Below are 12,595 nucleotides of genomic sequence, written 5' to 3'. Positions count from 1 at the left end.
CAGGGTTTTGGGGCTCTATAGGCGTAGCACAAAAAGAAGAAGCACAGCTTAGCCGCGAGTCCCTGGCTGATCGATTTGTGCATCCAGCAGAGCCATGAAGGCCCGTGCCGCGTTCGACAGCGTCCGTTCGGTGTGCAGGATATAGCCTAGCTGGCGAGTGAGCTGTATGCCCGGCAAAGGTATGCGCGCCACTTGATCGTCCAGCATGGTGCGCGGCAAAACGCTCCAGGCGAGGCCGATCGAGACCATCATTTTTATGGTTTCCAGATAATTCGTGCTCATGGCGATGTTCGGCGTCAGGCCCTGGGCCTCGAACAGGCGCTGCACGATGTGGTGGGTAAAGGTGTTGCCACCGGGGAAAACCGCGGGGTGCAGGGCAATATCCGCCAGGCTGACCGGACCGTTAGCGATCAGCGAATGCTCTGGGGCGACCACGAAATCCAGCGGGTCGTCCCACACCGGCGTGGCCTTGACCAGTGCATGGGGCTCCGGTGCAAGAGTGATTACCGCCAGTTCGGCGCGGCCATGGAGGATTTCTTCGTAAGCCACTTCCGAATCGAGGAACTGAATATCCAGCGCCACTTGTGGGTAACGTCGGGTGAACTCCCTTAATAAGGGCGGTAAACGGTGCAGGCCGATGTGATGACTGGTGGCCAATGTCAGACGACCGGAGACTTCGCCGGTCAGGTTGGTCAGGGCGCGGCGGGTGTCATCCAGTACATTGAGGATCTGATAGGCCCGTGGCAGCAGCGCGCGACCGGCTTCGGTCAAGCTGACTTCCCGGCCCAGTCGATCGAACAGCCGCACCTTCAATTGCTGCTCCAGGCCGGCGATGCGCTTGCTGATGGCGGGTTGTGTCAGGTGCAGCCGTTCGCCAGCGCCGGAGAAGCTTCCAGTCTCGGCAATCGCGATAAAAGCATTGAGGTTGGCGAGGTCCATGATGATGTCTCAGTTGTATTCCAGATGGTTATGCAAAGCATGAAAAATATGAATTTGAGTTATTTAATGTAACCCCCTAGGATCGACCTCACAAGCCAAGGGGTTATTGAAATTGCTCAAGACCCGGAGGTCTGTGTCGAGTTTGTTGGGTCAAATTCGGATGCCGGAAGTTCATAGCCAAGGAGCTGCGACGAGTCATAGCTGGCTATGGCGAGGAGCAGCAACGCAGGATATGGGCTTCCGGCGCCGAAGTTGACCTAACAGAACTCGCTACACAGACCTCTCCGGCATAGAAACAAGCTGATGAGGAAACCGTCTGATGGCCGGCAAAACGCTCTACGACAAGCTCTGGGATTCGCATTTGGTCAAGCAGCGCGACGATGGCTCGGCGCTGATCTACATCGATCGTCACATCATCCACGAAGTGACCTCGCCGCAAGCCTTCGAAGGCCTGCGTCTGGCCGGGCGCAAGCCTTGGCGCATCGATGCCAACATCGCGACCCCGGACCACAACGTTCCGACGACTGCGGAGCGCAAGGGCGGCATCGAAGCGATTGTCGACCAGGTCTCGCGTTTGCAGGTTCAGACCCTCGACGATAACTGTGACGAGTACGGCATCGTCGAATTCAAGATGAATGATGTTCGCCAAGGCATCGTCCACGTCATTGGCCCGGAGCAGGGCGCCACCTTGCCGGGCATGACCGTGGTTTGCGGCGACTCCCACACCTCGACCCACGGCGCGTTTGGTGCCCTGGCTCACGGTATCGGCACTTCCGAGGTCGAGCACGTGCTCGCCACTCAGTGCCTGGTCGCGAAAAAGATGAAGAACATGCTGGTGTCCGTCGAAGGCCAATTGCCGTTCGGCGTGACCGCCAAGGACATCGTCCTCGCAGTGATCGGCAAAATCGGCACCGCCGGCGGTAATGGCCACGCCATCGAATTCGCCGGTAGCGCGATTCGCGACTTGTCCGTTGAAGGCCGCATGACCATTTGCAACATGGCGATCGAGGCCGGCGCTCGTGTAGGCCTGGTGGCCTCCGACGAAAAAACCGTGGCTTACGTCAAGGGCCGTCCATTTGCTCCGAAAGGCGCGGAATGGGACTTGGCTGTCGAGGCCTGGAAAGACCTGGTCTCTGACGCGGATGCCAAGTTCGACACCATCGTCGAGCTCGATGCCACTCAGATCAAGCCGCAAGTCAGCTGGGGTACCTCGCCTGAGATGGTCTTGGCTGTCGATCAGAACGTTCCCGATCCTGCGAAGGAAATGGATCTGGTCAAGCGTGGCTCCATCGAACGCGCCTTGAAGTACATGGGTTTGACCGCCAATCAGGCGATCACCGACATTCAGCTGGACCGCGTATTCATTGGCTCCTGCACCAACTCGCGGATCGAAGACCTGCGCGCCGCCGCCGTGATCGCCAAGGGCCGCAAAGTGGCTTCGACTATCAAGCAGGCCATCGTGGTGCCGGGTTCGGGGTTGGTGAAGGCTCAGGCCGAATCCGAAGGCCTGGACAAGATTTTCCTCGAGGCCGGTTTTGAATGGCGCGAGCCGGGGTGCTCGATGTGCCTGGCGATGAACCCGGACCGTTTGGAGTCGGGCGAGCATTGCGCGTCGACCTCCAACCGTAACTTCGAAGGCCGTCAGGGCGCCGGTGGCCGTACGCACCTCGTCAGCCCGGCCATGGCCGCCGCCGCCGCGGTGAACGGTCGTTTCGTCGACGTCCGTGAATTGATCTAAAGGAGCGCAGCATGAAAGCTTTTACCCAGCACACTGGTCTTGTCGCGCCTTTGGATCGTGCCAACGTCGACACCGACCAGATCATTCCGAAGCAGTTCTTGAAGTCGATCAAGCGTACCGGTTTCGGCCCGAACCTGTTCGATGAGTGGCGTTACCTGGATGTCGGGCAGCCGTATCAGGACAACTCCAAGCGTCCGTTGAACAAGGACTTCGTCCTCAACGCCGAACGTTATCAAGGCGCCAGTGTGTTGCTGGCCCGCGAAAACTTCGGTTGCGGCTCCAGCCGCGAGCACGCGCCGTGGGCGCTGGAAGAGTACGGTTTCCGCAGCATCATCGCGCCGAGCTACGCCGACATCTTCTTCAACAACAGCTTCAAGAACGGCTTGCTGCCGATCATCTTGAGCGACGCTGAGGTTGATGAGCTGTTCCAGCAGGTTGAGGCGACTCCGGGCTATCAATTGCAGGTTGATCTGCAAGCCCAGACCGTGACCCGTCCGGATGGCAAGGTGTTGAGTTTTGAGATTGACGCGTTCCGCAAGCACTGCCTGCTCAATGGCCTGGACGATATCGGCCTGACCTTGCAGGACCACGAAGCGATTGCCACGTTTGAAGCCAAACACCGTGCGAGCCAGCCGTGGTTGTTTCGTGATGCGTGATTTTGCGTAAGGCTCGATGACGCCTTCGCGGGCAAGCCTCGCTCCTACGGTTGAACTGCATTCCCCTGTAGGAGCGAGGCTTGCCCGCGAAGAGGCCCGCACAGACACCACAAGACTCATTCCCAAAAGGAAGTCCCCGTGACCAGCACCGCCCAGCACAGTCAGGTAGTACAAAAGCAATTCGGTGAACAGGCCTCGGCCTATCTGAGCAGCGCCGTACACGCTCAAGGCACTGAATTCGCGCTGCTACAGGCTGAACTGGCGGGGCAGGGCGATGCTCGCGTGCTCGACCTCGGTTGCGGCGCCGGTCATGTGAGTTTTCACGTGGCTTCGCTGGTCAAGGAAGTGGTGGCTTACGACCTGTCTCAACAGATGCTCGACGTGGTCGCCGTTGCTGCCGTCGATCGGGGCTTGAGCAACGTGTCCACCGTACTCGGTGCCGCCGAGCGCCTGCCGTTCGCCGATGGCGAGTTCGATTTCGTTTTCAGCCGCTATTCAGCGCACCATTGGAGCGATCTCGGACTGGCCCTGCGCGAAGTTCGCCGGGTGCTGAAGCCGGGTGGGGTGGCGGCGTTCATCGATGTGTTGTCGCCGGGCAGCCCGTTATTCGACACTTACCTGCAAAGCGTCGAAGTGCTGCGCGACACCAGCCACGTGCGCGATTATTCTGCTGGCGAGTGGTTGCGTCAGGTCAGCGAAGCGGGGTTGCATACTCGCAGCACCACGCGCCAACGGCTGCGTCTGGAGTACACGTCCTGGGTTGAGCGCATGCGCACGCCGCAGGTGATGCGCGCGGCAATCCGCGAGTTGCAGCAATCGATGGGCAATGAAGTTCGCGAATATTTTGAGATTGAGGCCGATGGCTCGTTCAGTACCGATGTGCTGGTGCTGATGGCTGAACGATAAGCGCCAAGACTTTTTCCGGGTACGCCTGCGGGCGTGCCGACTGATGACATGAGGAAAGCATGAGCAAGCAGATTCTGATTCTCCCGGGTGACGGTATTGGCCCGGAAATCATGGCCGAAGCAGTCAAGGTGCTGGAGCTGGCGAACGACAAGTACAGCCTGGGCTTCGAACTGAGTCATGACGTGATCGGTGGCGCCGCCATCGACAAGCACGGCGTGCCGCTGGCCGACGAAACCCTGGCCCGTGCCCGTGCCGCCGATGCGGTATTGCTGGGCGCCGTGGGCGGCCCGAAATGGGACACCATCGAGCGTGATATCCGCCCTGAGCGCGGCCTGCTGAAAATCCGTGCGCAGCTGGGTCTGTTCGGCAACCTGCGTCCGGCGATCCTGTACCCGCAACTGGCCGAGGCTTCCAGCCTGAAGGCGGAAATCGTCGCGGGTCTGGACATCCTGATCGTCCGTGAGCTGACCGGCGGCATCTACTTCGGCGCGCCACGCGGCGTGCGTGAACTGGAAAACGGCGAGCGTCAGGCCTACGACACCCTGCCGTACAGCGAGACCGAAATCCGCCGTATCGCCCGTGTCGGTTTCGACATGGCCCGCGTGCGCGGCAAGAAGCTGTGCTCGGTGGACAAAGCCAACGTGCTGGCGTCCAGCCAACTGTGGCGTGAAGTCGTCGAGCAAGTGGCCAAGGACTACCCGGACGTCGAACTGAGCCACATGTACGTCGACAACGCCGCCATGCAACTGGTGCGTGCACCGAAGCAATTCGACGTGATCGTCACCGACAACCTGTTCGGCGACATTCTTTCCGACGAAGCGTCGATGCTCACCGGTTCGATCGGCATGCTGCCGTCGGCGTCGCTGGATGCCAACAACAAAGGCATGTACGAGCCGTGCCACGGTTCGGCGCCAGACATCGCTGGCAAGGGCATTGCCAACCCGTTGGCGACCATTTTGTCGGTGTCGATGATGCTGCGTTACAGCTTCAATCTGCAGGATGCGGCCGATGCTATCGAGAAGGCCGTGAGCCTGGTATTGGATCAGGGCCTGCGCACGGGCGACATCTGGTCGGCCGGTTGCACCAAGGTCGGTACGCAGGAAATGGGCGATGCAGTAGTCGCCGCGCTGCGGAATCTGTAATCTCTTTGGCCCGCTGCAACTTTCAACCATGAAAGCAGCGGCCCACTTTTAAGAAGGTGTAGTTGCGATGAAACGTGTAGGTCTGATCGGTTGGCGCGGTATGGTCGGTTCCGTGCTCATGCAGCGGATGCTGGAAGAGCAGGATTTCGATCTTATCGAGCCGGTGTTTTTCACCACTTCCAATGTCGGTGGCCAAGGCCCGTCCGTGGGTAAGGACATTGCTCCGCTCAAGGACGCTTACAGCATTGAAGAGCTGAAAACCCTCGACGTGATTCTGACCTGCCAGGGTGGTGACTACACCAGCGAAGTTTTCCCGAAGCTGCGCGAAGCCGGCTGGCAGGGTTACTGGATCGACGCCGCTTCCAGCCTGCGCATGCAGGATGACGCGGTGATCGTGCTGGACCCGGTGAACCGCAAGGTCATCGACCAGCAGCTCGACGCGGGCACCAAGAACTACATCGGCGGCAACTGCACCGTCAGCCTGATGCTGATGGGTCTGGGTGGCCTGTTTGAAGCCGGTCTGGTCGAGTGGATGAGCGCCATGACTTATCAGGCGGCCTCCGGTGGCGGCGCGCAGCACATGCGTGAACTGATCAAGCAAATGGGTGTGACCCACGCCGCTGTCGCCGATCAACTGGCCGACCCGGCCAGCGCCATTCTCGACATCGATCGCCGTGTTGCCGAAGCCATGCGCAGCGACGCGTACCCGACCGAAAACTTTGGCGTACCGCTGGCCGGCAGCCTGATCCCGTGGATCGACAAGGAACTGCCGAACGGTCAGAGCCGCGAAGAGTGGAAGGCCCAGGCCGAGACCAACAAGATCCTCGGTCGCTTCAAGAGCCCGATCCCGGTGGACGGCATCTGCGTGCGCATCGGCGCCATGCGTTGCCACAGCCAGGCGCTGACCATCAAGCTGAACAAAGACGTGCCGATCGCCGACATCGAAGGGCTGATCAGCCAGCACAACCCTTGGGTCAAGCTGGTGCCGAACAACCGCGAAATCAGCATGCAGGAGCTGAGCCCTACAAAGGTTACCGGTACCCTGAACGTGCCGGTCGGCCGTTTGCGCAAGCTGAACATGGGGTCGCAGTTCGTCGGTGCCTTCACCGTCGGCGACCAACTGCTGTGGGGCGCGGCCGAACCGCTGCGTCGCATGCTGCGGATTCTGCTTGAGCGTTGATCTGTTGAAGTAATGAAGAACCCGCGCCTTGAAAGAGGTGCGGGTTTTTTGTTCCCGCCGATCGTTCACACGCTCTGCGTGGGAATGCATCCCGTGACGCTCCGCGTCACTGTCTCAACGGCGGACGCAGAGCGTCCATGGCGGCATTCCCACGCAGAGCGTGGGAATGATCAAATCCCCCGTCGAATTGCCTCACTGCCAGCCACCCGGTAAAGTGCCGCTCCCCCCGTTTCGCCAGAGGTAGAACCATGAGCCAGTCCTTTGATATTGCCGTGATCGGCGCCACCGGTACTGTCGGCGAAACACTCGTCCAGATTCTCGAAGAGCGGGACTTTCCCGTCGGTAACCTGCACCTGCTGGCGAGCAGTGAATCGGCCGGTCATTCGGTGCCGTTTCGCGGCAAGAACGTGCGGGTGAGGGAAGTCGATGAGTTCGATTTCAGCAAAGTCCAGTTGGTGTTCTTTGCCGCCGGCCCGGCGGTGACCCTCAGTTTCGCTCCGCGTGCCACGGCCGCCGGTTGCTCTCTGATCGACCTGTCCGGCGCCTTGCCGGCTGATCAGGCGCCGCAAGTGGTGCCTGAGGCCAACGCTGAAATTCTGGCCGGTCTGAAAAAGCCCTTCCAGGTCAGCAGCCCAAGCCCTTCGGCCGCGACGCTGGCGGTGGTGCTGGCGCCGTTGCTCGGTTTGCTCGACCTGCAGCGCATCAGCCTGACGGCATGTCTGGCGGTCTCTGCCCAAGGCCGCGAAGCGGTCACTGAGCTGGCCCGGCAAACCGCCGAGCTGCTTAACGTGCGTCCGCTGGAGCCGGCGTTCTTCGATCGGCAGATGGCTTTCAACCTGCTGGCGCAAGTCGGTAAGCCTGATGATCAAGGCCATACGTTGCTGGAAAAACGCCTGGTGCGCGAATTGCGTCAGGTCATGGCGCTGCCGTCATTAAAGATTTCCGTCACTTGCATTCAAGCTCCGGTGTTTTTCGGCGATAGCTTTAGCGTGACCTTGCAGTCATCGAGCGCTGTCGATCTGGCGAAAGTCAACGCAGCTCTGGAAGCGGCGCCCGGTATCGAACTGATCGAGGCGGGTGATTACCCGACCCCGGTAGGCGATGCAGTAGGGCAGGACGTGGTTTACGTTGGTCGGGTTCGCAGCGGGATCGACGACCCGGCGGAACTTAATGTGTGGCTGACGTCAGATAACGTACGCAAAGGCGCCGCGCTCAATGCTGTGCAGGTGGCTGAATTGTTGATAAAAGACCTGCTGTAAAAGATACTTGGCAACAATTTATCGAATGATTCCGGTCGAGTGTCATGCTTGGCCGGAATGCTTAAGGTGAGCCACCCCGCAGGGCTTCCCATTGCATGAATGAAATGATCGCGCGCGACGACCCTTCGCCGTCGCGCGCAATGCCTTACGGCAGCGGCAATCAACACCTTCTCGCTGGCCGAGGAATGTTCAAACAAAGGAAGAGGTTATGGTTCAAGTTCGCAAACTGGTGTTAGCAATAGCGGCCGCCTCGGCGCTGTCCTCCGGTATGGCGCATGCCCTCGGGCTCGGGGAATTGACCCTGAAATCGACGCTGAACCAGCCTCTGGTCGCAGAAATCGAGTTGCTCGACGTCAAGGACCTCACGGCTGCCGAAGTGGTGCCGAGCCTGGCCTCGCCCGAAGATTTCGCCAAGGCCGGTGTCGATCGTCAGGCATTTCTCAATGACCTGACCTTCACCCCGGTGCTTAACGCCAGCGGCAAAAGCATCTTGCGCGTCACGTCCAGCAAACCGCTGTCCGAACCGATGGTGAAATTCCTGGTTCAGGTGATGTGGCCCAACGGTCGTTTGCTACGCGACTACAGCGTGCTGCTCGATCCGTCCAAATTCTCGCCGCAGACCGCCGATGCCGCCGCGCAACCAGCGCCAGCCCAAACGGTGACTGCGCCAGTCACTGGCGCGACCAAATCGTCGCAATACACCACCACGCCGCGCGATACCCTGTGGGAGATCGCCGCGAAGGCGCGTAACGGTGGTTCGATCCAGCAGACCATGCTCGCCATCCAGGCGCTGAACCCGGATGCGTTCATCGACGGCAACATCAATCGACTGAAAACCGGCCAGGTGCTGCGTCTGCCTGATCAGGTGCAGAGCACCAACCTGCCACAGCCCAAGGCCATCGCTGAGGTCGCCGCGCAGAACACCGCGTGGCGTCAGGGCCGTCGCTACGTGGCGAAGCCGGGAACCGGTCAGCAGCAACTCGACGCCACCAAACGCGCTCGCGGTGAAGGTGCGTCATCGCAACCTGCCGTAGACAAACTGAGCCTGGTGTCTGCCGACACCGGCAAGGGCGGCAAAGGCGCCGCCGGTGATGCGAAAGCGTTAAGCGATAAGCTGGCTGTTACCGAGGAAAGCCTAGACGCGACTCGTCGTGACAACGCCGAACTGAAAAGCCGCATGAGCGATCTGCAAAGTCAGCTGGACAAGCTGCAACGCCTGATCGAACTGAAGAACAATCAATTGGCCAAGTTGCAGGCCGAAGGCGGCGCGGATGCATCGGCTTCGAGCGCTCCGGCGATGTCGGCTGAGCTGGCGGCCAGCCCTGCGGCAACGCCTGCGGACGCGGCTCCGGTCCCTGCGCCAGAGGCTGCCGCACCAGAAGTCGTTCCGGCGCCAGTTGTCGAGCCAACACCCGATGATCAGAAATTCAACGAGCTGCTGACCAATCCGATCCTGCTGGGTCTGGTGGGTGGCGGTGCGGTGGTGCTGCTGCTCTTGCTGCTGTTGCTGGCCCGTCGTCGTAAGGCTCAGCAAGAAGCCGAGAAGCATCTGCGCATGGCCCGTGCCTTGGAGGAGGAGCAAGAGTTCTCCGTCGATCAGGATCTGCCGCCAAGCAGCTTCGAAGGCCTGGAAGTTCCGCCGCCGAGCGTGAAACTTGCGACCGCGCCAACGCCTGCACCCGCGCCGGCCCCGGTGATTGCTCCGGTTGTGGTGACGCCGCCGATCGCTGCGCCATTGGTATCGCCTGCCGCCGAGCGTTCCGACCGTTCCGACGACGTACTGGCTCAGGCACAGTCGCACATTGCAGGCGGTCGTCTGAATCAGGCCGCCGCATTGCTGGAAGACGCGATCAAACAAGAGCCGCAACGCAGTGACCTGCGCTTGAAACTGATGGAAGTCTACGGTCAGCAGGGCGATCGCGATGCGTTCGTCGCTCAAGAGCGTCAACTGGTGGCCAACGGCGATAACTTCGCCCGGGTTGAAGAGTTGAAAAGCCGCTTTCCGGCCATGGTTGTTGTGGCGGCCAGCGGTCTGGCTGCCGCCGCCATCGCTGCCGAGCTGGACGCACAATACGTCAAGGACCTGCTGCTGGACGAGCCGCAAGCCCCGGAGCCGGCGTTGTCCGACTTCGACAGCGCCTTCGATCTGAGCCTGGACGATCTGGAGGCGGCTACGCCGATCGCGCCAGTTGTTGCTGCGGAGCCGGAGGTGGAGCCAACGCCCGCACCCGCACCCGCACCAGAAGAGCTGGCTGAATTGGACGAATTCCCGCTGGACGATGATCTGAGCTTTGAGTCGGTGTTGCAGCAACAGACTGAAATCAAGGAAAACCTCGACGATCTGTCGGTCTTCGACCTGGACATGGATCTGGGCGGCGACGCCTCGCCGGCAACGCTGGCCGAAGATGACTTCCTGCTGAGTCTGGATGAAGATCTCAAGGATTTGCCTGTCGCCGAGGCGGCTCCCGTGACCGAGCCGACGCTCGACGACCTGGAGTTACCTGCGGATTTCGACCTGTCACTGGCCGATGAAATGGACGCCACTGCCCTGGATCAGCCTGATGCCTTCGAAAGTGAGCTCAACGACGTCAATGCGGAGCTGGATCGTCTGTCCCAGAGCCTCGGTGAGCCTAGCTTCACCGAGGAAGACGCTTTGGCCTCCGCGGCCGATGAGCCGGACTTCGATTTCCTCTCCGGCACCGATGAGGTCGCTACCAAACTCGATCTGGCCCAGGCCTACATCGACATGGGCGACAGCGACGGCGCTCGGGACATCCTCAATGAGGTGGTGACCGAGGGCGATGCCGGTCAGAAGAGCGAAGCCAAGGAAATGCTCTCGCGTCTGGCATGAGTGATCGATAAAGGTGTAAATAAAACGGCAGCCCTGTGAGGCTGCCGTTTTTGTTTGGGTGCTGATGCATTGACGTCAGCTATACCGCCATCGCGAGCAGGCTCGCTCCCACAGGGTTTGGTGCCAGGCACACACGAGGCGAACAACCCCGATCAAATGTGGGAGCGAGCCTGCTCGCGATGAGGGCATCCCGTTCAACATCAAACCCGGCATTGCACTGATTGGATGGGGCACGAAGATCACGCAGCTCTGGCGTCCCCGCCCGACAGCCTTATAATGCATGCCTTTGCGCAGATCAGCAGGCTGTCACCCCTTGGCAAATATAGATAATCCGGCCGCCGAAATGGCGGCCGACGGCTTTTTCCGGATCGCGTTGGGCGTTGAATACAAAGGTTCGCGCTATCGCGGCTGGCAGCGCCAGGCCTCCGGTGTGCTCACGGTGCAGGAAACCCTTGAAAAGGCCTTGTCCAAAGTCGCCGACTCACCGGTGTCGCTGCTCTGCGCCGGGCGCACTGATGCCGGGGTGCATGCCTGCGGTCAGGTGGTGCATTTCGATACCCAGGTCGAGCGTTCGATGAAGGCCTGGGTGATGGGCGCCAATATCAACTTGCCCCACGACGTCAGCGTCAGTTGGGCGAAGGTCATGCCGGCGCATTTTCATGCGCGGTTCAAGGCGATCGCCAGGCGCTATCGCTACGTGATCTACAACGATCAGATCCGTCCGGCGCACCTGAACGATGAAATTACCTGGAACCACCGCCCGCTGGACGTCGAGCGCATGTCTGAAGCCGCTCAGTATCTGGTCGGTACCCACGACTTCAGTGCATTCCGCGCCGGTCAGTGCCAGGCCAAGTCGCCGATCAAGGAGCTGCATCACCTGCGCGTCACGCGCCATGGCAAAATGATCGTGCTGGATATCCGCGCCAGTGCGTTCCTGCATCACATGGTGCGCAACATCGCCGGAGTTCTGATGACCATCGGCGCTGGCGAGCGTCCCGTGGAGTGGATGAAGGAAGTCCTGGAAAGTCGTATCCGTCGTTCCGGCGGGGTAACGGCCCATCCGTTCGGTCTGTACCTGGTCCAGGTCGAGTACCGCGACGAGTTCGAATTACCTGAGCGTTACATCGGCCCACACTTCCTTACCGGCTTCTCGGAACTTGACGGCTGACGCCCTCAAACGCTTTTGTTACCATCCGGGACTTTCCCGGATTTGTCCTGAGGTTCTATCGACATGTCAGCCGTTCGCAGCAAAATTTGTGGGATTACCCGCATAGAGGATGCGTTGGCGGCGGTCGAGGCCGGGGCCGATGCCATCGGATTTGTGTTCTACGCCAAAAGCCCGCGGGCCGTGACGTTCCAGCAGGCGAGGGCGATCATCAAGGCCTTGCCGCCGTTCGTGACCACCGTGGGTTTGTTCGTCAATGCCAGCCGCTGCGAGTTGGGGGAAATCCTCGATGCCGTGCCGCTGGACCTGTTGCAGTTCCATGGTGACGAGACCGCGGCCGACTGTGAAAGCTGGCACCGGCCGTATATCAAGGCGTTGCGGGTCAAGGCCGGTGATGACATCGCAGCGGCTTGCGATGCCTACGCCAGTGCCAGCGGGATCCTGCTCGATACGTACGTCGAAGGCGTTCCCGGGGGAACCGGTGAAGCGTTCGACTGGTCTCTGATACCGCAAGGCCTGAGCAAGCCGATCATCCTGGCGGGCGGCTTGACACCGGACAACGTCGCAGAGGCGATTGCCCGGGTTCGGCCTTACGCGGTGGACGTCAGTGGTGGGGTAGAGGCGAGCAAGGGCATCAAGGATCACGCAAAGATTCAGGCATTCATCAAAGCGGTTGTTGGGGCTTGATGTGACGGCTGGCACACTGCCGCCGTCCACAGGCATGGCTGAGGATATTTGGGGTTGTACGCAGGTCACATC

At 60.5% G+C, this 12,595-nt stretch carries 10 protein-coding genes; 9 read left to right on the top strand and 1 reads right to left on the bottom strand.

From position 1 onward, the window contains the following. Positions 1-48: 48 nt before the first annotated feature. Positions 49-939, bottom strand: coding sequence for a LysR family transcriptional regulator (locus tag ACZ89R_RS07975; protein ID WP_007905966.1), 891 nt, complete (start codon positions 937-939; stop codon positions 49-51). A gap of 319 nt (positions 940-1,258) precedes the next feature. Between ACZ89R_RS07975 and leuC the strand changes: the two genes are divergently transcribed. The 9 genes from leuC to ACZ89R_RS07930 all read left to right on the top strand — a co-directional run bounded on the left by leuC (position 1,259) and on the right by ACZ89R_RS07930 (position 12,523). Next, positions 1,259-2,677, top strand: a complete 1,419-nt coding sequence (gene leuC, locus ACZ89R_RS07970) for a 3-isopropylmalate dehydratase large subunit (RefSeq protein ID WP_429546124.1) — start codon at positions 1,259-1,261, stop codon at positions 2,675-2,677. A gap of 11 nt (positions 2,678-2,688) precedes the next feature. Beyond that, on the top strand, positions 2,689-3,333 hold the full coding sequence (gene leuD, locus ACZ89R_RS07965) for a 3-isopropylmalate dehydratase small subunit (RefSeq protein ID WP_007905962.1): 645 nt from the start codon (positions 2,689-2,691) through the stop codon (positions 3,331-3,333). Between the two features lie 138 nt (positions 3,334-3,471). Continuing rightward, the gene (locus tag ACZ89R_RS07960; protein WP_429378860.1) at positions 3,472-4,239 is read left to right on the top strand and encodes a class I SAM-dependent methyltransferase; all 768 of its coding nucleotides are present in this window, start codon (positions 3,472-3,474) and stop codon (positions 4,237-4,239) included. A 59-nt stretch (positions 4,240-4,298) separates the two neighbouring features. Continuing rightward, positions 4,299-5,381: a 3-isopropylmalate dehydrogenase gene (gene leuB, locus ACZ89R_RS07955; protein ID WP_008007203.1), complete on the top strand. Its 1,083-nt coding sequence runs from the start codon at positions 4,299-4,301 to the stop codon at positions 5,379-5,381. Positions 5,382-5,448: 67 nt separating this feature from the next. Next, complete coding sequence (gene asd, locus ACZ89R_RS07950) at positions 5,449-6,561, top strand: aspartate-semialdehyde dehydrogenase (protein WP_008075929.1); 1,113 nt, start codon at positions 5,449-5,451, stop codon at positions 6,559-6,561. Positions 6,562-6,809: 248 nt separating this feature from the next. After that, positions 6,810-7,820 (top strand): aspartate-semialdehyde dehydrogenase, encoded by a 1,011-nt coding sequence (locus ACZ89R_RS07945; RefSeq protein ID WP_429546125.1) that lies wholly within the window; start codon positions 6,810-6,812, stop codon positions 7,818-7,820. Between the two features lie 208 nt (positions 7,821-8,028). Next, on the top strand, positions 8,029-10,671 hold the full coding sequence (locus ACZ89R_RS07940; RefSeq protein ID WP_429546126.1) for a FimV/HubP family polar landmark protein: 2,643 nt from the start codon (positions 8,029-8,031) through the stop codon (positions 10,669-10,671). Between the two features lie 343 nt (positions 10,672-11,014). Beyond that, on the top strand, positions 11,015-11,839 hold the full coding sequence (gene truA / locus ACZ89R_RS07935; RefSeq protein WP_032830732.1) for a tRNA pseudouridine(38-40) synthase TruA: 825 nt from the start codon (positions 11,015-11,017) through the stop codon (positions 11,837-11,839). 63 nt (positions 11,840-11,902) lie between these two features. Then, positions 11,903-12,523, top strand: a complete 621-nt coding sequence (locus ACZ89R_RS07930) for a phosphoribosylanthranilate isomerase (RefSeq protein WP_429378867.1) — start codon at positions 11,903-11,905, stop codon at positions 12,521-12,523. The last annotated feature ends 72 nt before the right edge of the window (positions 12,524-12,595 follow it).

The organism is Pseudomonas sp. TE3728, from assembly GCF_056279145.1.
The sequence above is the reverse complement of the archived record's forward strand: the minus strand, read 5'-3'. Positions and strand labels throughout refer to the sequence as shown.

Coding starts and splice junctions, on each gene's coding strand:
- ACZ89R_RS07975 (WP_007905966.1), bottom strand. CDS start 939: ATGGACCTCGCCAACCTCAATGCTTTTATCGCGATTGCCGAGACTGGA.
- leuC (WP_429546124.1), top strand. CDS start 1,259: ATGGCCGGCAAAACGCTCTACGACAAGCTCTGGGATTCGCATTTGGTC.
- leuD (WP_007905962.1), top strand. CDS start 2,689: ATGAAAGCTTTTACCCAGCACACTGGTCTTGTCGCGCCTTTGGATCGT.
- leuB (WP_008007203.1), top strand. CDS start 4,299: ATGAGCAAGCAGATTCTGATTCTCCCGGGTGACGGTATTGGCCCGGAA.
- asd (WP_008075929.1), top strand. CDS start 5,449: ATGAAACGTGTAGGTCTGATCGGTTGGCGCGGTATGGTCGGTTCCGTG.
- ACZ89R_RS07945 (WP_429546125.1), top strand. CDS start 6,810: ATGAGCCAGTCCTTTGATATTGCCGTGATCGGCGCCACCGGTACTGTC.
- ACZ89R_RS07940 (WP_429546126.1), top strand. CDS start 8,029: ATGGTTCAAGTTCGCAAACTGGTGTTAGCAATAGCGGCCGCCTCGGCG.
- truA (WP_032830732.1), top strand. CDS start 11,015: ATGGCGGCCGACGGCTTTTTCCGGATCGCGTTGGGCGTTGAATACAAA.
- ACZ89R_RS07930 (WP_429378867.1), top strand. CDS start 11,903: ATGTCAGCCGTTCGCAGCAAAATTTGTGGGATTACCCGCATAGAGGAT.